18 protein-coding genes, 1 tRNA gene and 1 pseudogene are annotated in these 23,700 nt (G+C 47.9%); 13 read left to right on the forward strand and 7 right to left on the reverse strand.

All coding sequences use genetic code 11. The features are described 5' to 3' along the window. Positions 1 to 32: 32 nt before the first annotated feature. Complete coding sequence (locus ACL9RG_RS10525) at positions 33 to 1,340, reverse strand: inorganic triphosphatase (RefSeq protein WP_422792554.1); 1,308 nt, start codon at positions 1,338 to 1,340, stop codon at positions 33 to 35. Positions 1,341 to 1,646: 306 nt separating this feature from the next. Here ACL9RG_RS10525 and ACL9RG_RS10530 point away from each other — a divergent pair, with 306 nt between their 5' ends. From ACL9RG_RS10530 to ACL9RG_RS10540, 3 genes are all read left to right on the forward strand, one after another. Then, positions 1,647 to 2,267 carry a TIGR04211 family SH3 domain-containing protein gene (locus ACL9RG_RS10530; protein WP_422792555.1) on the forward strand — a complete coding sequence of 207 codons (621 nt, stop codon included), beginning with the start codon at positions 1,647 to 1,649 and terminating at the stop codon, positions 2,265 to 2,267. Between the two features lie 145 nt (positions 2,268 to 2,412). Further along, positions 2,413 to 2,868 carry a hypothetical protein gene (locus ACL9RG_RS10535; protein WP_422792556.1) on the forward strand — a complete coding sequence of 152 codons (456 nt, stop codon included), beginning with the start codon at positions 2,413 to 2,415 and terminating at the stop codon, positions 2,866 to 2,868. A 394-nt stretch (positions 2,869 to 3,262) separates the two neighbouring features. Further along, complete coding sequence (locus tag ACL9RG_RS10540) at positions 3,263 to 4,498, forward strand: multifunctional CCA addition/repair protein (protein WP_422792557.1); 1,236 nt, start codon at positions 3,263 to 3,265, stop codon at positions 4,496 to 4,498. 191 nt (positions 4,499 to 4,689) lie between these two features. On the opposite strand, the gene folB is transcribed toward ACL9RG_RS10540, so the two are convergent. Beyond that, positions 4,690 to 5,046, reverse strand: coding sequence for a bifunctional dihydroneopterin aldolase/7,8-dihydroneopterin epimerase (folB, locus tag ACL9RG_RS10545; RefSeq protein WP_422792558.1), 357 nt, complete (start codon positions 5,044 to 5,046; stop codon positions 4,690 to 4,692). Positions 5,047 to 5,153: 107 nt separating this feature from the next. On the opposite strand from folB, the gene plsY reads away from it, so the two are divergent. The 4 genes and pseudogenes from plsY (at position 5,154) to ACL9RG_RS10565 (ending at position 8,755) form a co-directional block, all read left to right on the forward strand. Beyond that, positions 5,154 to 5,807, forward strand: coding sequence for a glycerol-3-phosphate 1-O-acyltransferase PlsY (plsY, locus tag ACL9RG_RS10550; protein WP_422792559.1), 654 nt, complete (start codon positions 5,154 to 5,156; stop codon positions 5,805 to 5,807). A gap of 123 nt (positions 5,808 to 5,930) precedes the next feature. After that, positions 5,931 to 7,439 (forward strand): annotated as a pseudogene (locus ACL9RG_RS10555) (PLP-dependent aminotransferase family protein). Positions 7,440 to 7,579: 140 nt separating this feature from the next. Continuing rightward, on the forward strand, positions 7,580 to 8,032 hold the full coding sequence (locus ACL9RG_RS10560; protein ID WP_422792560.1) for a GNAT family N-acetyltransferase: 453 nt from the start codon (positions 7,580 to 7,582) through the stop codon (positions 8,030 to 8,032). Positions 8,033 to 8,053: 21 nt separating this feature from the next. After that, positions 8,054 to 8,755, forward strand: coding sequence for a GNAT family N-acetyltransferase (locus ACL9RG_RS10565; RefSeq protein ID WP_422792561.1), 702 nt, complete (start codon positions 8,054 to 8,056; stop codon positions 8,753 to 8,755). Positions 8,756 to 8,916: 161 nt separating this feature from the next. Here ACL9RG_RS10565 and tsaD read toward each other — a convergent pair whose 3' ends face one another. Further along, complete coding sequence (gene tsaD / locus ACL9RG_RS10570; RefSeq protein ID WP_422792562.1) at positions 8,917 to 9,930, reverse strand: tRNA (adenosine(37)-N6)-threonylcarbamoyltransferase complex transferase subunit TsaD; 1,014 nt, start codon at positions 9,928 to 9,930, stop codon at positions 8,917 to 8,919. A 350-nt stretch (positions 9,931 to 10,280) separates the two neighbouring features. Here tsaD and rpsU point away from each other — a divergent pair, with 350 nt between their 5' ends. The 4 genes from rpsU (at position 10,281) to ACL9RG_RS10590 (ending at position 15,859) form a co-directional block, all read left to right on the forward strand. Further along, positions 10,281 to 10,496, forward strand: a complete 216-nt coding sequence (gene rpsU, locus ACL9RG_RS10575) for a 30S ribosomal protein S21 (RefSeq protein ID WP_001144069.1) — start codon at positions 10,281 to 10,283, stop codon at positions 10,494 to 10,496. Between the two features lie 195 nt (positions 10,497 to 10,691). Continuing rightward, a complete protein-coding gene (gene dnaG / locus ACL9RG_RS10580) occupies positions 10,692 to 12,440 on the forward strand; it encodes a DNA primase (RefSeq protein WP_422792563.1) in 1,749 nt (582 codons plus the stop codon). Positions 12,441 to 12,696: 256 nt separating this feature from the next. Continuing rightward, a complete protein-coding gene (rpoD, locus tag ACL9RG_RS10585) occupies positions 12,697 to 14,535 on the forward strand; it encodes an RNA polymerase sigma factor RpoD (RefSeq protein ID WP_422792564.1) in 1,839 nt (612 codons plus the stop codon). A 280-nt stretch (positions 14,536 to 14,815) separates the two neighbouring features. Beyond that, positions 14,816 to 15,859: a CAP-Gly protein gene (locus ACL9RG_RS10590; RefSeq protein ID WP_422792565.1), complete on the forward strand. Its 1,044-nt coding sequence runs from the start codon at positions 14,816 to 14,818 to the stop codon at positions 15,857 to 15,859. A 67-nt stretch (positions 15,860 to 15,926) separates the two neighbouring features. Here the strand turns inward: ACL9RG_RS10590 and mug are convergent, their stop codons facing one another. After that, positions 15,927 to 16,421, reverse strand: coding sequence for a G/U mismatch-specific DNA glycosylase (gene mug, locus ACL9RG_RS10595; protein ID WP_422792566.1), 495 nt, complete (start codon positions 16,419 to 16,421; stop codon positions 15,927 to 15,929). 142 nt (positions 16,422 to 16,563) lie between these two features. On the opposite strand from mug, the gene ACL9RG_RS10600 reads away from it, so the two are divergent. Together ACL9RG_RS10600 and ACL9RG_RS10605 are read left to right on the forward strand one after the other, a co-directional pair. Further along, positions 16,564 to 16,640: transfer RNA gene (locus ACL9RG_RS10600), tRNA-Ile, on the forward strand. A gap of 246 nt (positions 16,641 to 16,886) precedes the next feature. Next, positions 16,887 to 17,255 (forward strand): hypothetical protein, encoded by a 369-nt coding sequence (locus ACL9RG_RS10605; protein ID WP_422792567.1) that lies wholly within the window; start codon positions 16,887 to 16,889, stop codon positions 17,253 to 17,255. Positions 17,256 to 17,281: 26 nt separating this feature from the next. Here ACL9RG_RS10605 and ACL9RG_RS10610 read toward each other — a convergent pair whose 3' ends face one another. The 3 genes from ACL9RG_RS10610 to ACL9RG_RS10620 all read right to left on the reverse strand — a co-directional run bounded on the left by ACL9RG_RS10610 (position 17,282) and on the right by ACL9RG_RS10620 (position 23,674). Next, positions 17,282 to 18,943 carry a zinc finger-like domain-containing protein gene (locus ACL9RG_RS10610; RefSeq protein WP_422792568.1) on the reverse strand — a complete coding sequence of 554 codons (1,662 nt, stop codon included), beginning with the start codon at positions 18,941 to 18,943 and terminating at the stop codon, positions 17,282 to 17,284. Positions 18,944 to 19,548: 605 nt separating this feature from the next. Further along, a complete protein-coding gene (locus ACL9RG_RS10615) occupies positions 19,549 to 20,070 on the reverse strand; it encodes a hypothetical protein (protein ID WP_422792569.1) in 522 nt (173 codons plus the stop codon). Between the two features lie 142 nt (positions 20,071 to 20,212). After that, the gene (locus ACL9RG_RS10620; protein ID WP_422792606.1) at positions 20,213 to 23,674 is read right to left on the reverse strand and encodes a YadA-like family protein; all 3,462 of its coding nucleotides are present in this window, start codon (positions 23,672 to 23,674) and stop codon (positions 20,213 to 20,215) included. Positions 23,675 to 23,700 lie beyond the last annotated feature (26 nt).

Here is a 23,700-nt window from a genome sequence, read left to right on the forward strand (position 1 = left end):
TAAGCCTGAAGCGCACTCCAGGCATCAATCAATTAACGAGGCTGTCCGTTTAACCAAAATGCATCCTGCATCACCGCATGTTGACGTGCGGAGTCTTCCCAGGCGTGCTGTTGTTGCACGATGGCCTGCTGGAGTTCGAGCCAACCATTGATATAAGGTTTTACATCATGCTCTGGGTAAGCCCCCGCCAGCAAGTGGAAGGCGATAATCTGGCGTTTTAAACGAGCAAGTTGATCGCTAAAACCGGCTTCGGTCAGCGAGGAACCAAACGCTTCTTTCAGGTCGGCTGCCGTTCTGCCTAACATGATGTCAGCAAAACGCTTAAATGAGCTGTCTAGCTTGGTTTGCGATTTGGCATCAACAAAAGGTTTCCACGCTTGATTAGCCAACCAAGATGTAAGCACTAACTTACATTGCAAGTAGCCAACACTGTAGCAAAGCAACTCGGCATCAGCGCCCTTCTGTTCCAATTGACCGACCAGTTCAGTGAGCTGAGCACGTAGTTCAGTTGACGCCTTGCGTGGGATCAGCCCGCCAAAAATAACCAATGTCTGGCGTACCGCTTCAACAGCTTGCAGCACGGCCAAACGTGCGGTTTTATCACCACGAACCCACAGCTCCTCGTTAGATTGCCATTGCGCCAAGGCAAAGCTCATCATGCCGCTCAGCACCTGCTCGACGCTGGCTTTCGCCGCAGCGCTATAGATAGGGAAAGGCTGCACTTCACGCGCTGGATTTCCTTTCGCGAGATGATAACCGCGTGCAGCTTTACTTAAACCACCGAGGCGCAATCCGCCTTGTTTGCCGATAATCGCCGCCAGTTCCAGCAAATCGGCCGTGTTGCCTTGTTTAATTTCCAGTTCGATTTCTGCCAAGGACTCAGACAGCTCTCCCGCGACAACTTCACCTTGGTCAAGGCCAATCTCAATCTCGCTTTTGTTGTGAGTAACCACCCACTTCTCACGTACAAAATCAGTACGGAATAGCGGGTTTAGTTCAGCCTGTAACGCGTTAACATCCAAACCTTCAGGCCAGATATCTGCTGGGAACAGGCTTAAATTCAGCTCTGGTTTTTTCAGCGCAACATTGTATTCCGGACGTTGGTGCAAACCCGCGACCACGGTACCCGCCGTTTTAATGGTCATTTCGTACTGGTCATCGAAACCACGGATACGCAGCCCCATATCCATCGACCGCAAAGTATTGTTAGCAGTTTCATAATAGATATTGGTGAGTTTCTGCGGCGCAGAATGTACGCTCGTGAGCGAGGCTAACAGCGAAGGCAGCTCAGCAATGGCTGCTGGGCTGGCGATAAATTTTAATTCGATTTCTAAGGTCATAGTCTTCACACCAATTCGTTGCCGGCAACAGGCGCACAAGCAAGATATAAAATATTGCGCGATTCTAGCACAGGGAAGAATAGTGCGATGACAGCTAAATACACGACTCACCGCTAAGTTAGCCAATAAAATAGGCTATTTTCCTAACAGATTGCTACTGAAGCGAAAAAAGAGGTTTTAAAAACCTCTGAGATAGTTCTCATTCCTGTTTAAGCATTGCGTCGTCACACTTATGCACTTACTATCGCTTGATACGCAATAGGCACCCTTTTAGCGTGCCGCAAACCCACTAAGAATGATGAAATAATGCAGAAATTACGCCTAATTGCTCTCGGTTTACTGACTTTAAGCCTCTCTTGGGGCGCTCATGCCGATGAAAAGCGCTATATCTCCGATGATTTGATCACCTATATCCACAGTGGTCCGGGCAATCAATATCGCATCATGGGAACATTGAATTCCGGTGATGAAGTGACGCTGAAAAGTGTCAACAATGCGACTAACTATGGTGAGATTGTCGATGGTAAAGGGCGCACAGCTTGGATCCCAATGGATCAGCTAAGCAACTCGCCAAGTCTGCGTAGCCAGGTTCCTGCGCTACAGCAGCAGGTCAAAACGCTGACCGATAAGTTGAATAATATCGACAATAGCTGGAACCAACGTACCGCCGAGATGCAACAGAAAGTTGCCTCTAGCGATGGCACGATCAATGGCCTGAAAAAAGAGAATCAGGATCTGAAAAACCAACTTATCGTGGCACAGAAAAAGGTCAACGCGGTTAATGTTCAGCTTGATGACAAGCAACGTACCATTATTTTACAATGGTTTATGTACGGTGGCGGTGTCGCTGGCGTTGGTTTGATCCTCGGCTTGGTGCTACCGCATTTGGTACCGCGCCGTAAGAAAAAAGACCGCTGGATGAATTAAGGATCAATGGCTCTTTAGAGTTACTGATAACCAAAAGGCGCTTAACAGCGCCTTTTGGTACTTTAGCGAAACTCTGTCTCTCGCTGAGCACCACATTGATTTCATGGCGTAAATTTAATAGATAACTTAGGGCAACAGGCTTTGCATGAAATCAATTAAATTATTATTACTCACAACTCTCTTTGCGTTTCCTTTGTCATTTTCTCCCTATGCCTTGAGCAACACGGTTCAGGAAGTGAATGACCGACTGGATATGCTTTATGGATCTCACAGTAATTATCATGATTTTTTTGAAACGCTAAAACAAAGCGTGACGCAAAGAAATAAAGAACAAGTAGCCGAAATGGTTAGTTACCCTCTCAAAGTTAATATAAAGGGTAAAAAAGTTGTTGTTAAAAACAACCTTGATTTTATTAAGAATTATAGTGATATCGTGACTCCGAATATCGCTAAAGCGATAACCACTCAGAAATATACGGATCTATTCTCCCGAGATACAGGAATCATGATTGGTCAGCATGGTGAAGTGTGGTTCAGTGGCATATGCAATGACTCAACCTGTAAAAATCTAATCATAAAGGTCATAGCCATTAATAACTGATGGCAATATTCATCGCCCCTTCTTTGCTAACGGGGCTTTTTAAAGTCTGTTATTACATTCCCATCTTCATTCCCTTAGTGCTCATGTGATACTTGAAAGCACTCGCCATCACTTACCCGCAGTGGCAAGGCTTCACCGACCTCGCAGAACCCGATAAACATTCAGAACTGCGTTGGGAAATGTAGATAAACTCCCCTCTGACACTATTCCTTATGTCAAACAGGCAATAAAACATATTATCTCAGGCTCATCGTATTCAGATAACGGCTGGTAAAGCTTCTCTGCAGTTACCTTAACAACTCTGTTACACTGCTACTATTGTGTATTGCTGAATCCATTTTTAATGCAAAAGCACCTTGAGTGCCTTTGCGATTCCTTTTTCAGGAGTTGCCCCGTGAAAATCTACCTCGTCGGCGGTGCCGTCCGCGACAGCCTGCTAAATCTCCCAGTAACTGAACATGACTGGGTGGTGGTTGGTTCAACCCCAGAAAACATGTTGGGGCAGGGATATCAGCAAGTCGGTAAGGATTTTCCAGTATTCCTACATCCAGTCAGCCACGATGAATATGCGCTGGCGCGTACCGAACGCAAATCAGGCCAAGGCTATAACGGTTTTACCTGCTATGCCGCACCAGATGTGACACTAGAGCAGGATTTATTGCGCCGCGATCTGACAATCAATGCTATTGCGCGTAGTGCTGAAGGCGAACTGTTTGATCCTTATAACGGCCAAGTCGATCTAAAAAACCGTATTTTACGCCATGTTTCAGATGCATTTGGCGAAGATCCGCTGCGCGTATTGCGCCTTGCCCGCTTCGCCGCGCGTTTTGCTCATCTTGGCTTTACAATTGCCCCCGAAACACAAGAACTTGTGCAGGCAATGACAGCAAGCGGTGAACTGGAAGCATTAACGCCAGAACGCGTGTGGAAAGAGACGGAAAAAGCGCTACAAACCCAGGATCCACAAATCTATTTCCAGGTGCTTCGTGATTGTGGCGCGCTGAAAGTGCTGTTTCCTGAGGTTGATAAGCTGTTTGGAGTGCCAGCCCCGGAAAAATGGCATCCAGAAATTGATACCGGTATCCATACCTTAATGACCCTAAAAATTGCTGCAGAACTCAGCGATGAGGTCGATATCCGTTTCTCCGCGCTATGTCACGATCTCGGTAAAGGATTAACGCCACCAGCACTTTGGCCTTCGCATCACGGCCACGGTCCAGCAGGTGTGAAGCTTGTTGAGAACCTATGCCAGCGATTGCGCGTGCCAACTCACATTAAAGACTTAGCCAAATTAGTGGCAGAGTTCCATGACTTGATCCACACGGTAAATAAACTGCGTCCAGAAACGCTGTTGAAATTATTTGATGCCATCGACGTGTGGCGCAAACCACAGCGTCTGGAACAGATGATCCTAACCAGCGAAGCCGATGCCCGTGGCAGAACAGGTTTTGAGAACATGGTCTATACGCAGGGCGATTACTTGCGCGAGGCTTTCCAAGCGGCCAATAGCGTGTCTATCAAAGAAGTCGTCGAGCTAGGTTTACAGGGGATCGCGATTCGCGATGAGCTAAAAAAACGCCGGATTCAGGCGGTAGCGCAATGGAAACTGACGCAGGAAATTGCTTTATAATTTTATCATCTGAAACAGCCCATGGCGGGCTGTTTTCATTGAGCCAGAAGCCGTTAATTGAATGATTATACCCAAAATAATTGGAGTTACATCAAGGCGGCAAGGGAGCGCATCCCGATGAGCTTACTACGGTCAAGTGATTCGGGTAAGCAACCGCCGCCAACGCAGAAGCAACTTCAAGTATGACGGGTTTAGCTGCGCTTGCCACGCTCGATAATGACACCAACATTGGCGGCCTGTGCTACCGCGCCCGGTTTACTCAATTTAATACGCACCCAAGGTGACTTAAAACGCGCCAATAACAGTGTAGCGACCTCTTCCGCCACGCGTTCAACCAAAGCAAAATTCTGGCTACTGACGTGCTGGATCACCGCCTCGCTCACATCGGCATAGCTCAGGCAATCATTCACATCATCACTGGCCGCAGAGATTTTATTATCCCAGGCAAGCTCGATATCGAACACCAGCTTCTGTTGGATAGTTTGTTCCCAATCAAAAGCTCCGATAGTGGTAATCACGCTTAGTTGTTCTATAAATACAATATCCATCAGGCAATTCTCTGTTTTTGGTGTTACCGGATATCACTTCCAGCGGAAAATGCGTATTATCCACAGATGTTGCTATTAACACGACCCTAATTAGACGGAACTGCGTTATGAGTGCTACCGCGCTTGGCATGATTATTTTCGCCTATCTATGTGGCTCGATCTCCAGTGCAATTCTGGTGTGCCGCTTGGCGAAACTCCCCGACCCACGTACCCAAGGTTCTGGCAACCCTGGGGCAACTAACGTATTGCGTATCGGCGGCAAAGCTGCCGCAGCGACAGTACTTATCTGCGATGTGCTCAAAGGCATGTTACCGGTTTGGCTGGCTTATAAACTCAATATTCCACCGCTATATCTTGGTTTAACAGCAATCGCTGCCTGCCTTGGGCATATCTATCCGGTATTTTTCCACTTTAAAGGCGGAAAAGGCGTTGCCACAGCTTTCGGTGCTATTGCCCCGATCGGCTGGGACTTAACTGGACTCATGACCGGTACCTGGCTGCTCACCGTATTACTTAGTGGTTATTCATCACTTGGCGCGATTGTCAGCGCGCTGATCGCTCCGTTCTATGTCTGGTGGTTCAAACCACAGTTCACCTTCCCAGTTGCCATGTTGTCTTGCCTGATTTTGTTGCGCCATCATGACAATATCCAGCGTTTATGGCGCGGTCAGGAAAGTAAGATCTGGGACAAATTGAAGAAAAAAAGAGCGGCCAAGAAAGCGGCGCTTGCTGCTGAAAAAACAGCGAAAAAAGATAAATAGCCATCATATAAACCATCAACGATGGCTTATGCCAGTCCGCTTATGCCGACTGGCTTTTTTTGGCTCGATAGATTGATATTGTTAAGTTTTTTCTATTTTTTCCGCCCGCAGTTAAGGATAACCATGAAACGCCGCAGCGACAGCTCATCGTCTTCCTCTAGTGCTATACAGACTCTATTTAGCGCGCAATTGCAGCAGGGAATAACAAGAAAAGCTGCGTTGCACTTGGCTATCAAACAGCTGGTGACAACCGGGGCATTACAATATCAAGCCCGGCTTCCTGCTAGTCGTGCTCTGGCAAGCCAGCTAAAGGTATCGCGTGATACCGTCGAACTCACCTACGCGCAGCTAGAAGCCGAAGGCTATATTGCTCGCAAAGTAGGACGCGGGAGCTTTGTCAATTATCAGCAAAACACCTTGATTGGCCGCGAACTGCTGTCCGCTGGCAACGCAGATAATGGCCCGTTGGTAGAGCGCGAACTCAGCGAGCACGGCCAGTTGTTACTGTCCACCTATCACACACCACATAATAACCGCGCCGGATCGTTGACGCCCTCCATTCCCGATTTACGCCCTTTCCCTATCGATACCTGGCTACAACTAGAAAAACTCGCCGTTCGCCAGGAGAGCACCCGTTTACTCGGTTACACAGATCCACAAGGGCTGGAAGAGCTGCGTAGCGAAATTATTGAATATCTGCGACGAGAAAGAGGTGTCGAGGCCTGCCTCCAACAGGTAATCGTCGTTACCAGCTCTCAACAGGCATTGTCGCTATGTACTCAGGTGCTTTTTAATCCCGGCGATACCGTGTTCGTCGAAGAGCCAGGATATCAAGGCGCGAAGAAACTGGCGCTATCTGCAGGGCTTGTAACCCGCCCCATCGAGGTAGATCAGGCAGGGATGAACATCGATCAACTCGTTAATGCCTCCAGCGGCGGCAGAGGGGTTTACATCACGCCGTCTCACCACTAACCGCTTGGGCATCCGCTCAGTATTGAGAGAAGATTAAAGCTACTTGATTGGGCGCGAGACAAAAAAGCCTGGATCATCGAAGATGATTACGGTTTTGAATTTACTTATCAGGGGCAAGCCACCGCGTCATTACAGGGGCTGGATAAATATCAGCGTACGCTCTATATCGGCACCTTCAGCAAAACTCTGTTCCCCGGATTACGTATCGGTTTCATGATTGTCCCTCCCGCGTTAATCCAGCCGATGGTCGCCGCCAAGCAATTTCAGGATGGCTATACATCAGGACTGACACAAATGACACTGTATAAATTTTTACGCGGTGATTTTTATGTCGAGCATTTACGCAATATGCGCACACTTTACAAAGCCAGGCTCGATATTCTCTACGCTGCGGTGAATCAATATCTTGCAGACTGGACGCAACCACAGTTGCCACAAGGCGGCTTGCAATTAGTTTGCCCGCTGGCCGATAACGCAACAGAGCAACGTTTGATACAAGCCTGCGCCGCGCAAGAGATCAGACTCCATGGGCTAGCTGAGTTTTACACTAAGCAACCTAAACAAGGTGCATTAGTACTGGGATTCGCCGCCTATTCACCCGATGAAATCCTCCAGTTCATCAAACGTATCGCACACATTTTCAGTACGCTTCCCCGCTAAATGGCCGCTGAGTCACGCCGTTAAAATTGGTCTGCTCATTGTCATCAATTGGTCTGTACCCGCCCTGTCATTGCCAAGGTATCCTGCTGTTTACTCGGTTGATTTATTCATAAATAACCATTTAAAACAGAGAGATATGCATGATTCAATGTAATAGTGAAGTAGTAGTTCGCAGAATAAAAAACGATGATAAATCGCAATGGCTCGCTCTTTGGCAAGGGTATCTCCATTTTTATCGTGCGGACGTAACCGCGCAAATCACTGACAACACCTTTGAGCGTCTCTGTGGCGATCAACATGTTTATGGCTTAGTCGCGGAAGATAAAAACGGCAATTTATTGGGATTAATGAATCTTATTTTCCATCCTTCGACCTGGAGCACAGCTGGCTACTGCTACATCGAGGATTTGTACGTTTCTCCTACAGCACGCGGGCAGAAAGTATCAGAAAAACTCTTCCAACATGCCTATCAACTCGCCAACGAAAGAGGCAGCGATAGAGTGTATTGGATGACACAGGAATACAACGCCCCTGCACGCTCTCTGTACGACAAAATCGGCAAAAGAAGCTCATTTATCGTTTATACCCGTTAACGGTTGCCAGGAAGAAGACAGATGATAATCAATCAACATGGCCAAACTGTTGGTGATCCGTTACCCGAGTGGCAACCAGCAAAACGTCCCGGTGATGAGATTCTTAACGGTCGTTTTTGTCGCCTTGAACCGCTTAATCCACAGCGTGATTACGTAGAATTATTTGAAGCATTCCAGCAGATGACCGATGGCCGTGACTGGACCTATTTGTTTACAGAACGCCCAGAAAGTCCGCAAGCTATGCTGCAAAATCTGCGTGATATGCATGACAACCCGGCGTTAGTAAATTTTACGGTATTTGACCTGAGTACCGGCTTAGCGGTTGGCAGCGTGGCTTATATGCGTATCGATGAAGCAAACGGGGTACTGGAAATTGGCCATGTCAGGTGGTCACCGGCAATGAAACGCCATTCTACCGCCACAGAAGCGATATCGCTGATGTTGCACTATGCCTTTGACAGCCTTGGCTACCGGCGTTGCGAATGGAAATGCGACAGCCATAATACGCCGTCGAAACAGGCCGCACTGCGTTTTGGATTTCTATATGAAGGGACTTTCAAATATGCGGTCATCACCAAAGGGCGCACCCGCGACACCGACTGGTTTGCCATCACCGGCGATCGCTGGCCATCTGTCGCCAGCGCGTTTGCACAATGGTTAAGCAAGGATAATTTTGATTCGGCTGGACAGCAGATAAAACGCCTGCAAGCATTTATGCGCTGAATCTGATGCTTTTGACTGGCTTTTCTAACCTAGTCGCGCACTTTGTCAGCCCAGAGAATACATGCAGGACCGCCGATTTAGGCTAAGCCGGGCAAAGAGGCCCGGCTCAACCGTTCCGTCCAGCCAACGCAGTGAGCGCAGCGATAAAGCCAAGCGCGAGCTTAGATAGCCGGTAACTCTGCCAATGGCCAGCGTGGTCGCACGGATACAGAAAGATCCTGGGTTGCACCTGTCGTTAAACGAACCATTCCCGCGTAGGCAATCATCGCACCATTATCGGTGCAAAACTCTGGGCGAGCGTAGAATACTTCCCCACCGCGCTTAGCCATCACTTCGGTCAATTTAGCGCGTAATGTACGGTTAGCGCTCACACCACCGGCCATAACTAAACGTTTGAACCCGGTCTGTTCCAGCGCACGTTTGCATTTGATTGCCAGCGTATCGACTACTGCATCTTCAAAGGCACGGGCGATATCGGCATGCGTTTGTGCATCGCTATCATTGTCACGCACGGTATTGGCAGCAAAGGTTTTAAGACCGGAGAAACTGAAATCCAGGCCAGGGCGATCGGTCATTGGACGGGGGAAGGTAAAACGTCCCGCCACGCCTTGTTGTGCCATTTTTGACAACAACGGTCCGCCGGGATAATCCAGCCCAAGCAGCTTAGCCGTTTTATCGAAAGCTTCACCGGCGGCATCATCAATAGATTCGCCGAGCAGTTCGTATTGGCCGATGCCCTTCACGCTGATCAATTGGGTATGGCCACCGGAAACCAGCAGCGCAACGAAAGGAAACGCCGGTGGGTTATCTTCAAGCATCGGGGCCAACAGATGGCCTTCCATATGATGCACCGGGATAGCAGGAACGTTCCAGGCAAACGCCAAAGAACGGCCAATCGTCGCACCAACCAGCAATGCGCCGACTAAGCCCGGCCCTGCGGTATAAGCCACGCCATCGATGTCTTGCGCACTGAGATTCGCCTCTTTCAACGCCGCCTGAATCAGTGGGATAGTTTTGCGCACATGGTCGCGTGACGCCAGCTCAGGCACCACACCGCCGTAATCGGCGTGTAATTTTACCTGGCTATAGAGTTGGTTGGCCAACAAACCGGTTTCACTATCGTAAACTGCAATTCCGGTTTCATCGCAGGACGTTTCAATACCCAGTACTCGCATCACTCTTTCCGTCAATGTTCTTGTACGTAATGTTCTTGTACGATTTCGCGGCGCGCAGTCTACCACAAATCCGCCGATTAGCGCGTTTCGATCGCCAGGATCCTTGGATTTTACGCACTCATCGGGCCCGTTTGCTGAGATTCAGGCGATTAATAGCGAGCAATTTTAGTTGATTGGTATATAATCGCCGACCGACGCAAAAGCGAGCGCAATCTGAAGTGGAATGCGCCTGCTTCAATTTGCCGTTGTGCTTTACAACGCCGTGCAAGTTGGAGTAAAATTCCGCACCATTTTGAAATGTGCTGGCACAACGCTAGCAAACAAACCGATTTTATCGAGGTGAGAGGCACATGCCTGTAATTAAAGTACGTGAAAACGAGCCGTTCGACGTAGCTCTGCGTCGCTTCAAACGTTCCTGCGAAAAAGCAGGTGTTCTGGCTGAAGTTCGTCGTCGTGAATTCTATGAAAAACCGACTACCGAACGTAAACGCGCTAAAGCATCTGCAGTAAAACGCCACGCCAAGAAACTGGCTCGCGAAAACGCACGCCGTACTCGTCTGTATTAATCTTCTGGGGGTAACCCCATCTCGCATTTTTGATGTTTAAGAATGCGCAGGCTGAGTAGTCGCATACGAAGGCCGTGCTTTCCGAAAGGAATGCGCGGCTTGTTCTCGTTTATAGGCTATACCTAATATGTTTCGTTATGCCGTCTCTGTTCGGGCTGTAACACGAAAGATGAAAGGTAAGTGAGTAAGGGGCTTATGGCTGGGAGAATTCCGCGCGTATTTATCAATGACTTGCTGGCTAGAACCGACATCGTCGATTTAATCGACGCGCGGGTAAAGCTGAAAAAACAAGGCAAGAACTATCACGCGTGCTGCCCATTTCACCATGAGAAGACACCCTCATTTACGGTAAACGGCGATAAGCAGTTTTATCACTGTTTTGGCTGTGGAGCTCACGGTAACGCCGTCGACTTCCTGATGAACTACGACAGACTCGAGTTTGTTGAATGCATCGAGGAACTGGCGACCATGCAAGGTTTGGAAGTGCCTTATGAAGTTGGCACCGGCCCAACCCCAATGGAACGCCATCAACGCCAAAGTCTTTACCAATTGATGGAGCCGCTTAGCGCGTTCTATCAACAGTCGCTTAAACAATCCGCCGGGGCGCCAGCACGTGAGTATCTGGCAAAACGAGGATTAAGCGATGAAGTCATTAACCATTTTGCCATTGGTTTCGCTCCCGCAGGTTGGGATAACGCCTTAAAACGCTTTGGTAAAAACGCCGACGATATCAGTTCATTGAACGATGCCGGAATGTTAGTGACAAATGATCAAGGCCGCAGTTACGACCGCTTCCGCGAACGGGTTATGTTCCCTATCCGCGATAAACGAGGCCGCGTAATCGCCTTCGGTGGACGCGTTTTGGGTGATGGCATGCCCAAATATCTTAACTCCCCGGAAACAGATATTTTCCATAAAGGTCGCCAACTGTATGGCCTTTATGAGGCACAATTAAAGCATCCTACGCCAACGCGACTGCTAGTCGTTGAAGGCTATATGGACGTTGTCGCGCTAGCGCAGTTCGGTATTGATTATGCTGTTGCCTCGCTTGGAACCTCAACCACAGCCGAACATATTCAGCTGTTATTCCGCGTGACGGATACCGTGGTGTGTTGTTACGACGGTGACAGAGCAGGCAGAGAAGCGGCATGGCGCGCGTTAGAAACGGCACTGCCTTATCTTAATGATGGCCGCCAGCTGCGCTTTATGTTTTTACCCGATGGCGAAGACCCGGATACGTTGGTTCGCAAAGAAGGCAAAGAGCAATTTGAACAACGGATGGAGCAGGCAATGCCGCTTTCAACCTTCTTGTTCGACTCTTTAATGCCGCAAGTGGATTTGAGTAGCCCAGACGGCCGCACTAAGTTGAGTATGCTAGCGCTCCCGTTGATAAGCCAGGTACCCGGCGAGACATTACGTTTATATTTACGTCAGCAGTTAGGTAATAAGCTCGGCATTTTGGATGATAATCAGCTCGAAAAGCTGATGCCGAAGCAGGCAGATAGTGCGAATACTTACCAGGCGCCCCAGCTAAAACGCACAACCATGCGTATACTTATTGGGCTATTGGTACAAAATCCACAACTGGCTACACTTATACCTTCGCTGCAAGGGTTGGAGCAGGTAAACCAACCGGGATTGGATTTATTTACTGAGCTGGTTGCGACATGTCTTGCACAGCCGGGGTTAACGACCGGCCAGTTGCTAGAGAATTATCGTGATAATAAATTCAGCCAACAGCTTGAAACTTTGGCGACATGGAACCACATGATCGTTGAGGAAATGGTAGAAGAGGAATTTCGCGCAACGCTAGCAAGCTTGTACGACTCAATCCTCGAAAAACGGCTGGAAACATTGATTGCGCAAGCCCGAACGCATGGGCTTAGCCCAGCAGAACGTGAAGAAGTCCGTTCGCTCAATCAAGTGTTAGCCAAAAAGAAATAGGCTTGAATCACTCGCTTCAAGCAGATTGCCACAGGCAGTTTGAACATGACAGCACTAAAATAATAGTGAACAGGTTCAAATGGCAATGAAAACCGCCTAACGAATACCAAACGGCTTAAGTGCCGATAAATGTCGGGGTGCTACCCCGCAAGATGCCGCTACAGTGGGCCGCGGCGAATAAAACAGCCCTAAAGTTATTGTTGGCGGTTTCGCCGACCGACACCAACCCAATACTCTGAAGTGTGGATACCGTCTTATGGAGCAAAACCCGCAGTCACAGCTTAAGCTACTTGTCACCCGTGGTAAGGAGCAAGGCTATCTGACCTATGCTGAGGTCAATGACCATCTGCCGGAAGATATCGTCGACTCCGACCAGATCGAAGACATCATCCAGATGATTAATGACATGGGCATTCAGGTACTTGAAGAAGCACCTGACGCCGATGATCTCATGCTGGCGGAAAACCGACCTGACACCGACGACGACGCAGCAGAAGCCGCCGCACAGGTGCTTTCCAGCGTTGAATCTGAAATTGGCCGGACAACCGACCCAGTGCGTATGTATATGCGCGAAATGGGTACCGTTGAACTGCTGACTCGCGAAGGCGAAATCGACATCGCCAAGCGCATTGAAGATGGTATTAACCAGGTTCAATGTTCAGTTGCAGAATACCCGGAAGCTATCACCTATCTGCTAGAGCAATATGACCGCGTTGAAGCAGGCGAAGCTCGTCTGTCTGATTTGATCACCGGTTTTGTTGACCCTAATGCAGAAGAAGACATCGCACCGACCGCGACTCACGTCGGCTCTGAACTGACCAATGAAGAATTGGACGATTCGGACGATGATGAAGACGAAGATGAAGATGCTGAAGACGATAACAGCATCGATCCAGAACTGGCTCGTCAGAAGTTCACCGAACTACGTGAACAACACGAAGCAACACGTCTGGTGATCAAAAAGAACGGCCGTAACCACAAAAGCGCAGCAGAAGAGATTCTGAAGCTGTCTGACGTGTTCAAGCAGTTCCGTCTGGTGCCAAAACAGTTCGACTTCTTAGTTAACAGCATGCGTTCTATGATGGATCGCGTCCGTGCTCAAGAACGTTTGATCATGAAGCTGTGTGTTGAACAGTGCAAAATGCCGAAGAAAAACTTCGTCAACCTGTTCGCTGGCAACGAAACCAACCAGACTTGGTTCGATGCAGCACTGGCCATGGCAAAACCTTGGTCTGAAAAACTCAAAGAAGTGACCGAAGACGTTCAACGCGGCTTGCAGAAACTGCGCCAGATTGAAGAAGAAACCGGTCTGACAATTGAGCAAGTCAAAGACATCAACCGTCGCATGTCTATCGGCGAAGCGAAAGCGCGTCGTGCGAAGAAAGAGATGGTTGAAGCAAACTTACGTCTGGTTATTTCTATCGCTAAGAAATACACCAACCGTGGTCTGCAATTCCTGGATTTGATTCAGGAAGGTAACATCGGTCTGATGAAAGCCGTTGATAAGTTTGAATATCGCCGTGGTTATAAGTTCTCAACTTATGCAACCTGGTGGATCCGTCAGGCTATCACCCGTTCTATCGCTGACCAAGCGCGTACCATCCGTATCCCGGTACATATGATTGAGACTATCAACAAACTCAACCGTATTTCCCGTCAGATGCTGCAAGAGATGGGCCGTGAGCCAACGCCAGAAGAGTTGGCTGAGCGCATGTTGATGCCGGAAGATAAAATCCGCAAAGTGCTCAAAATTGCTAAAGAGCCAATCTCAATGGAAACCCCAATCGGTGACGAAGAAGATTCGCATCTGGGCGACTTCATTGAAGATACCACGCTTGAGCTGCCGCTGGATTCTGCAACGTCAGAGAGCCTGCGCTCTGCAACACACGACGTCCTGGCTGGTCTAACTGCACGTGAAGCGAAGGTTCTGCGTATGCGTTTCGGTATCGATATGAACACCGACCATACGTTGGAAGAAGTGGGTAAACAGTTCGACGTTACCCGTGAGCGTATCCGTCAGATCGAAGCGAAAGCGTTGCGTAAACTGCGCCACCCTAGCCGCTCTGAAGTACTGCGTAGCTTCCTGGACGACTAACCACTAAGGTTTCGTCTGATTCTAAACACCCTGCGGGTTTATGCCTTCAGGGTGTTTTTTTTATACCCTCCATATTTGAAATATTCCTCTCGCCCTATTTTCCACGCCATAACATCAATGTGCATAAAACCAACACCCAGATCCACCATCAAATATATTGTTAATTCCGCTTATTTCAGGAATTAAAAAGCAAATAAAAAACACATAAGAATTATCGTCTATACTTTTTAAGCTTCACGCGAGTAATACCAATAATCTGATAAGACAGGGAGTAACAACTATGCATATTTCTGATGAGTTGACGGCAGCAAAAAGAATCTCATGGGGTAGCATTATTGGCGGTGTGGTAACCGTTTTAGCGATATCGTTGCTGCTGTCCACTCTGGGCACCAGTTTGGGGTTAGCGATTGTTGACCCATTATCTGACGACCCTGTTAACGGAGCGGGAACTACCGTTGTTATCTGGTCAGCTATATCGATTATTCTGAGTTTGGCCGCTGGCGGTTATGTTGCAGGGCGACTCGCGGCAAACGATGGATTTATCCACGGTTTCCTGGTGTGGGCCACCGCGCTTATCGTCGCCGCCATTCTGGGGAGTTTACTTATCGGCAGCGCAGTAAAAGCCACTGGCAGCGCACTAGGTTCTATTGCTTCAGCAACAGGTAGCGTAGTTTCAGGCGCGGGTTCTGCTGTCGGCAGTGGTATTTCCGGGTTGGCTAAAGCGGGAGGTAAAGCTTTTGATAACCTCGGTATTGATACCGACCTAAAACCAGAAGAGCTGAAAAGCAACATCGTCGATGCGCTGCGTAAAAGTAATATCGACTCCTTGCAGCCGGATTATATGCACAAGCAGCTGGAAGGCGCTAAAAACGACATCACCGATACTGTGAAGCAAATTGCTACCGGTGGCGAAGATAGCGATGCTGCGATTCAAAGCCTGGTTGATAAGCTGAAAGCACGTGGTGAAGCGCTGACTAAAGATGTCGATCGCGACAGCCTGACCAAAGCGCTGACTGATAACACCGATCTAACGCCAGATGAAGTCAATAAAACGGTCGATAACCTGATTGAGACTAAGAACAAAACTGCCGAGATCGTTAATCAGCGTTTGAATGAAGCTGAACAGAAAATCCAGCAGGCTAAACAGAAATACGCAGAGCTGAAACAGAAAGCACGCGAACAAGCCAACGATGCAGCTAAAGCCGTTGCTCGTACCGCGTTGTGGTCATTCTTTGCGTTGCTGATTGGTGCACTGATCAGTGGTTTCGCCGGCTCACTGGGCGTAAAAAACTATACCCGCCGAGCAGTGATTAGAAATCCTTAATTTGCATACGTGATTTAATGAATCACTTTATGCCCTGTCAGCTATCGTTGGCAGGGCATATTAACATCTAGCCGATAGCATCATATAACTCACGGTAAGCAGCTACCAGCTCATCCAGCGTAGCTCGGTTCAGTCCGCTCGGGTTTGGCAACACCCAGACTTCCGTTTCACCTATCTTCTGCGGCTGACACCCCCAGCTCACTTTACTCACGCCAAACGCGCGGCTGAATGCCTGCTTGCCCAACACCGCCAATGCACGCGGCTGGTAGCGCAGGACTTTCTCATGTAACGCCGCCCCGCCCTGCTGCAGCTCATCTTTCGCCAACTCGCTGGCTTCAACCGTTGGACGATCTACCAACATAGTAATCCCACAACCGGTATCCAACAGATGTTGCTCCTCTTCAGGCTTAAGCAAACGCGCGGTAAACCCCGCCTGATAAATCACCTTCCAGAAACGATTATTGGCGTTAGCAAAATGGTAGCCGTGATGCGCAGTAGATAAACCTGGATTGATGCCACAAAACACCACGCGCAGATCTTCGGCGATAATATCGACAATCATTCTCTTCCCTCGATAGCTACTTACAACGAGTTATCGCAAAAACCATCAATAATAACAACAGCCTAATACTGTATATAAATTACGCATACAAACTATAACCTATAGACCTACGCCTAAACACTGCCGTATAATGCTTGCCCTCGGCCCCTTAGCTCAGTTGGTTAGAGCACGCGACTCATAATCGCTTGGTCACTGGTTCAAGTCCAGTAGGGGCCACCAAATTTTAGTTTTAAATTCATATAATTAAGCCACTTCGCAAGAAGTGGCTTTTTTGTTACCTCGTTTTTGAGTTTCGGTAAAACGTACTTTTTCATTTCGACCTCTGCAAATGTTAAGGTAGAAAATCTAATTATAGCGGTCTCATTTTAGGGGGAGTGGATATATATAATGGTGATATCCAACTATAAAATAAAACAACCATTAACCTCGATAACGCTATGTTGATAACCGTGAGGAAAATATAAATTGATACCTTCTCTTGTTCAGGTAATCGAATTTGTGCGCGATTTTAGTAGCCATCGTCGAACCCCAATCAATGAAGATACTTATCTTGAAGCTGACCTTGGTATCACTGGCGACGACGGCTCAGAGCTGCTAGAAGAAATAGCCCAAGCATTCGGCGTGATTTTATGTACTGAAGAAGATGGCTATCGAACAACCTTTGGTTTGCAAGAAAATGAATATCTGTTTCAGTCGGAAGGCTTCGATCTGTTCTGCATCAATCGATTTATCGACTGGCTGCGCGGTGTACCCCGCCCTATTATTCGCGATCTGTCGATCGGTCAGTTGCATAGGGCTTTGGTCGCGGCTTACAGCACAAAGGCTGATAATTAATCCTCTGTTGTTCTATCAGTCACTTCTTATTTACTCACAATCCACCTCACCAATTCCCCCACTGGCAACACACCAAATAGCTGATGATCGTGCGTCATCCAGACCGGTGCCAGCATCAACATCGTCATTGTAGATATGCAAATTAATACGGTGGTCAACAACCAATAGCTGCGTACAGCACCGGTCTCAACGCCCCATTTACTTAGAGGTTTACCTAAGCGAATACGCAGCCAGCTGCGCCGCCATACGTAACTTAATAATGCACCGCCGAGTGCGCTAAATAACACGATAAGCCCGTAATAAAGGCAGATATAGAGAAGAGAAGTGAGCAGAAACTCTTGATTATCATAACGCGATGGAATGGTCAGATAAACGCGCTGGGGATCGGTGTCAAACCCGGTTCCTTTACCAACCAATGTCCTGAACGGTAGGACAAAATAGATAATCAGCGTCGTTAGTAACGTCCATTTAACGACCGACCAGTATTGGATAGCACGCAATATTTTCGTCAGATTGCCAAGCGCTTTATCAAGATAAACAGTTGGGAAAGCACGGTGAAGTGCTTCACGTAATACTTCACGTTTTTTACCTTGGCGGTTTTCCTTCAACATCTCCTGATGCGCTTCTGATTCCATAAAAGTTCTCACCGCTTCATGGCTACGACTGGCGACCCGCGGGTTTAATAATTTCATCGGAGTAGCCTGTTGTGTCAGTGCATCCAGATCGCGCCGAAGCAACACTTCTAACACATGTCCTGCATCCAGTATCTGTGGTGTCGTGCCGTATAATACCCAGTTAATTGGAGTATCCGCGCATTGTGGCGAGGTGCTTTCAAATTGGGCAAAAGGAATGTTGGCGTTATAGGTAATACTCACCGTACGATTAATATAATCGATATTGTTCTCACCCACTTGGACTGCACCCAATTGGGAAAGGTTTACTACACCAACTTTGTGTAAACCATCGAGAATAAACTCAGGATCATCATCCCGATAAAAAATTAATTGGTAATAAGGACGAGCGACCGTTTTAAAACTAGAAATTTCTGACAGTTCGCCTTCCCCGTCACACGACAGGCAATTGACGCGGCCATTGCCATTACAATCAATGCATCTCACCTTGCCCCGGGCATTGCATCTATCACAATCTTTGCGTGATTGTTCATAACTGTTTTGTGTAGAGGAGGCGTCATATGCCACGTGCTCTTGCTTTACCTTGCCGCTACCAAAACAATAATGGCACTCTTGTTCACCACTACCGATACAAACGCGGCAATTGACGCGTCCATCACCTGAACATTCGTGGCATCGCTCGGTAAGGCAGATTTTTCTGGGATGCTGATAAACCACGACAGCATTTTGGATCTCACCATAAGGCCGCGCCAGGAATATTTTCTGAGCGTCACGCAATGTTTCATTGCGCGCAAGTACAGCGCTGGTTTCTACCTTTAACGCCCGTTCATAGGCCATTCGTTCAACATGAACGGCATCTTCCCCATCAGCATTTACGCGACCGGATAGTTCTTCATGCTCGCGCTCCACATCAAAACGCAGACTTAAATTAATTCTGTAGTCGAAATCAATAAATCTATCAAGCGCCACAACCCATTGATTCGGCTGTAATCTGGTAGAATCCGCCACAAATTTTTGAATAGTATTATGGCAGGCAGATATCCAAGCCTCTGTCATATCATGTCCTTTACGCAGGATGGGTAAGTAGCATAAAAATATTCCCTAATGGGAGAAGCCTTAAGAATAATAGTCATAAAAGTCATATAGGATTGATTTTATATATATGAAAATTGCATATAGGCAGATAGAAAGCCGATACTGCTGTATATCAACATATCGATATACGACATAAATTTTTATCAGTTACATTCTCGGCACAATTGAGTAATACATGAGTGAAAATAGGATAATAATTGTAGGATTTTTATTATAAAACACATATTCGCTGGCTAATCTGATACTGCTTGCCCTGAAATTTTAGGCAATGGTGCAGACACCTCCTTGCTCGCACCTTGAGGCTCAGTCTCTCTCAAAAACTTACTTGCGGCTTGAATAGCACAGCGGCTAACTCAAGAACGCCTCGGATAGCAGCACATCGGCAACCATAAGCCAGGGATCGATTACATTCACGTAAAGTAATTATTCACTCTGTAAGCAAACGCCTGATGCCCGAGATGAACAACATCTGCCTGCGATCCCTGTTTGGGACATCTTACATAAGCAACTTGCTTTGTCAGGCGGGAGGTTTTATTTCAACTCACAAGAGGTCTTAGTGGTCTGTGTCAACGCTGGAAGCTATTCTGTAGAAATGTGATCTTTCGGCTACCTAATTTGTTTACTATATTTTTACGATGCGTATAAATTGTTTTTACACTTAGTTTTTTTGTTTTAGCTTCAATGCTGGCGTTCGTTCCTTTCAATATCCCAGAGAGGCATAGAAACTCACTTTCAGATAAACAGATGGTAGCAACTGTTTTCCTTTCACTCTGCGAGTCGTAGTTCTCTAAGAATGAAATAATGGAGTTTATGGGTTCTTGAGAGGTAAATATTGCAATTATTTTTTCAAATTTCTTTTGAAAAAAACCTGCAATAGGAAGTAACTGTAAATCGCAAATTAAAATAACAAGAGAATCCCCAAGGCTAACCACCCAATCATAATTGGAAAAAACGTTGACATTAACAACACTAAAATCGACAAAAACAATATTATTGCATAACGTTAATGGCGTATTTTCGACATCCTGAAATGCATCTTGGCATCCTAAGGAGAAAAGATCACTAGCATACAAAGTATTTATTTTCATTTAGAACCCTTCCTTGTTCATTGTATTTTATTGCTAATACACAGCATGAACTATATTAATTATGGAAAGTAAATTACCTTTTCTTATAAAAATTAAAAGATGTGCCGTGAGTCGGCACATCTTTTGACTAACTCTCAATTATTTACCACTGATAGCCGACACCGACAGACATACCAAAATCGCCTTGAGTATTACTACTCCCCTGAACTTTAGTCACCCATTTGCCGTTTTCAGAAACCTTTGATGCGCCGATAGCCACTGCTGACTGGCCATTATACGTGCCACCGCCCATGGACATCATGCCAGCACCAGCACGATAAGGCTGGGGTAGTGACCCCATCGCCATAGCAGAAGCAACACCACCACTCAGCTTATCTTTCATATCCGTCATACGTTTCCCCAGCTCACGGAAGTTCTGGTTCGTCGTATTGGTTAACGATGATAATCCCTCATTCAATTGATCTACGTTAACAGCATCTGTACCAGCCGAGCCTCTTGCCACATTGGTCATCTGACGTTCGGCCCCCATAGTGCCTACAGAGACAGTATTATCACGCTCTGCTATTGAGTCGTTTCCTAAAGCAATGGAATTCTTTCCTGTGGCTTGGGCATTACTGCCAAGTGCCACTGAGTTATCAGCTGATGCCTGAGCGCCGCTCCCTAAAGCAGCACTATTTCTACCCGTAGCCGCTGCTTTAACTCGGTTGCTACTGTTATTGGTAGAGACATTGCTTGATGCTTTCGCAATATCTTTTACCTGGCTAACGGTCGCGGCATCGTTGTCTGCTACACCGTTAGCAACACCGCTCAATATGCGATCGCCTGAGGTACCCGTAAGAGAAACAGAGTTCCCGCCTTTGTCTTTACCTACAGTAATCTGTTGCGTTGTGCGATCTTGCTGGATCAAACCAACGCTACCGTTAGCAATACCATCAACATTATTTTTTATCTCATTGATATCATCTGTATTTTTATCAACTTGATTTTTTACTTGATACAACTGGCCGCCGTTTACCGCATCGGTACTACCTGCCGCAATATTGCCATTGGCTATATTAGTGATGGTGACTGGCGATCCTGTCGTACTTCCTCCTAGCGTGACTTTATTTCGAGCATCATTATCGTAATGAATAGAATTACCCATATTGGCATTAATAGTCCCCACTCTGGCATCTAACGCCGCAAGTGAATCACCTAGGTTGTACGAAATACCTTGTATGCTGTAACGCGGGCCTCTGATTTTACCGTTAGTCTCATCGATTGAGGCATCACTAGCGCCGAGTTCGTCAAAGAGGTTCTTCAACTGACTGACATTGATTGCATCTTCATTTTTAAGTCCAGCTTTTACACCACTTAAGATACGACTCCCTTCACTTCCAGCAATTGACATCGACGTCCCACCAGTAGTTGCTGCTACGCTTAAAGCGAAGGTATTAGCATCCTGTTTTACCAGCCCTACATTGCCAGAGTTAATCTCTTTGCTGATATTGGCAATGCTGACTTTGTTCGTATCAACACCGTCGTTCAGTATCGCCAGCGCACTTCCCACTGTGTTCGCCTTCTGGCTCTGAACACTGTAGTTTGGTGCTATAAAGTCGCCATTCGCATCAACAGATGCCCCTGCACCCAAACTTGCCACTACACTGCTTATGTTTTTAGAAGTCTGCTTAATCTCTGCCGCGTTGCTGGCAATACCCGTCGTATTACTCTCTACGGCCGCATTAGTCGCAAACAGCTGGCTGCCGTTAACCGCTTCTCTGCTATCCACACTCAGTACACCGGCGTTAACCCCCGTTAGCGTCCGAGCACCGTCGGTGCCTGCCAGCGACATTAACGTGCCGCCGCTGTTCGCCGCCACGCTTAACGCGTGCGTTGTGGCATCCTGCGTCACCAGGCCGACCGTGCCCGCATTCAGATCGTTGGTAATGTTGGTTATGCTGGTTTTGTTACTGGCAATATCAGCGGTGTGCTTATCGATGGTCGCTTTATTGCTATCAACACCGCTGTTTAACGCAGCAAGGGCATCTCCCACCGTTCTCGTCTGCTGCCCCTGCACGTTATAGCGGGGTGCGGTCACGCTACCGTTGGCATCGACCGATGCACCACCGCCCAGGGTTGATACCACCCGCTCCACGCTGCCGATAGTCTTTTCAATATCGGTGCGATTTGTCGCTATATTGGCTCTGTTGGTTGCAATATCAGAGGTATTCACAACGATATTGGCGTTACTGGTCGCGATGTCAGCGGTATTGGTCGCTATATTTTCCTTACTGGTGGCGATTTCCGCAGCATGGGTGGCGATGTTAGCCCTGTTCTCACTGATGCTTGTCGTATTGGCATCAACCGCCCGGTTGGTCGCAAACAGCTGGCTGCCGTTAACCGCTTCGCTGCTATCCACACTCAGCACTCCGGCGTTAACCCCCGTTAGCGTCCGGGCACCGTCGGTACCTGCCAGCGACATTAACGTGCCGCCGCTGTTCGCCGCCACGCTTAACGCGTGCGTTGTGGCATCCTGCATCACCAGGCCAACCGTACCGGCATTCAGATCGTTGGTAATGTTAGTTATGCTGGTTTTGTTACTGGCGATATCAGCGGTGTGCTTATCGATGGTCGCTTTGTTGCTATCAACGCCGCTGTTTAACGCAGTCAGGGCATCTCCCACCGTTCTCGTCTGCTGCCCCTGCACGTTATAGCGGGGCGCGGTCACGCTACCGTTGGCATCGACCGATGCACCACCGCCCAGGCTTGATACCACCCGCTCCACGCTGCCGATAGTCTTTTCAATATCGGTGCGATTTGTCGCTATATTGGCTCTGTTGGTTGCAATATCAGCAGTATTCGCAACGATATTGGCGTTACTGGTCGCGATATCAGCGGTATTGGTCGCTATATTTTCCTTACTGGTGGCGATTTCCGCAGCATGGGTGGCGATGTTAGCCCTGTTCTCACTGATGCTTGTCGTATTGGCATCAACCGCCCGGTTGGTCGCAAACAGCTGGCTGCCGTTAACCGCTTCGCTGCTATCCACACTCAGCACTCCGGCGTTAACCCCCGTTAGCGTCCGGGCACCGTCGGTACCTGCCAGCGACATTAACGTGCCGCCGCTGTTCGCCGCCACGCTTAACGCGTGCGTTGTGGCATCCTGCATCACCAGGCCGACCGTACCGGCATTCAGATCGTTGGTAATGTTAGTTATGCTGGTTTTGTTACTGGCAATATCAGCGGTGTGCTTATCGATAGTCGCTTTGTTGCTATCAACGCCGCTGTTTAACGCAGCCAGGGCATCTCCCACCGTTCTCGTCTGCTGCCCCTGCACGTTATAGCGGGGTGCGGTCACGCTGCCGTTGGCATCGACCGATGCACCACCGCCCAGGGTTGATACCACCCGCTCTACGCTGCCGATAGTCTTTTCAATATCGGTGCGATTTATCGCTATATTGGTTCTGTTGGTTGCAATATCAGAGGTATTCGCAACGATATTGGCGTTACTGGTCGCGATATCAGCGGTATTGGCAGCAATATTGGTTCTGTTCGTACTGATATTTTCTTTATTCGTATCAACACCACTGTTTAAAGCTGTCAAAGCATCAGCCAAGGTATTCACCGTTCTACCCTGTACCAAATAGGAAG

It is taken from the genome of Rouxiella sp. Mn2063 (genome assembly GCF_049319665.1).
GTDB lineage: Bacteria > Pseudomonadota > Gammaproteobacteria > Enterobacterales > Enterobacteriaceae > JBMOUD01.

Bases quoted from the DNA above. Each gene is read 5' to 3' on its own strand.
- ACL9RG_RS10525 (WP_422792554.1), bottom strand. From the start codon at position 1,340: ATGACCTTAGAAATCGAATTAAAATTTATCGCCAGCCCAGCAGCCATT.
- ACL9RG_RS10530 (WP_422792555.1), top strand. From the start codon at position 1,647: ATGCAGAAATTACGCCTAATTGCTCTCGGTTTACTGACTTTAAGCCTC.
- ACL9RG_RS10535 (WP_422792556.1), top strand. From the start codon at position 2,413: ATGAAATCAATTAAATTATTATTACTCACAACTCTCTTTGCGTTTCCT.
- folB (WP_422792558.1), bottom strand. From the start codon at position 5,046: ATGGATATTGTATTTATAGAACAACTAAGCGTGATTACCACTATCGGA.
- plsY (WP_422792559.1), top strand. From the start codon at position 5,154: ATGAGTGCTACCGCGCTTGGCATGATTATTTTCGCCTATCTATGTGGC.
- ACL9RG_RS10560 (WP_422792560.1), top strand. From the start codon at position 7,580: ATGATTCAATGTAATAGTGAAGTAGTAGTTCGCAGAATAAAAAACGAT.
- ACL9RG_RS10565 (WP_422792561.1), top strand. From the start codon at position 8,054: ATGATAATCAATCAACATGGCCAAACTGTTGGTGATCCGTTACCCGAG.
- tsaD (WP_422792562.1), bottom strand. From the start codon at position 9,930: ATGCGAGTACTGGGTATTGAAACGTCCTGCGATGAAACCGGAATTGCA.
- rpsU (WP_001144069.1), top strand. From the start codon at position 10,281: ATGCCTGTAATTAAAGTACGTGAAAACGAGCCGTTCGACGTAGCTCTG.
- dnaG (WP_422792563.1), top strand. From the start codon at position 10,692: ATGGCTGGGAGAATTCCGCGCGTATTTATCAATGACTTGCTGGCTAGA.
- rpoD (WP_422792564.1), top strand. From the start codon at position 12,697: ATGGAGCAAAACCCGCAGTCACAGCTTAAGCTACTTGTCACCCGTGGT.
- ACL9RG_RS10590 (WP_422792565.1), top strand. From the start codon at position 14,816: ATGCATATTTCTGATGAGTTGACGGCAGCAAAAAGAATCTCATGGGGT.
- mug (WP_422792566.1), bottom strand. From the start codon at position 16,421: ATGATTGTCGATATTATCGCCGAAGATCTGCGCGTGGTGTTTTGTGGC.
- ACL9RG_RS10610 (WP_422792568.1), bottom strand. From the start codon at position 18,943: ATGACAGAGGCTTGGATATCTGCCTGCCATAATACTATTCAAAAATTT.
- ACL9RG_RS10615 (WP_422792569.1), bottom strand. From the start codon at position 20,070: ATGAAAATAAATACTTTGTATGCTAGTGATCTTTTCTCCTTAGGATGC.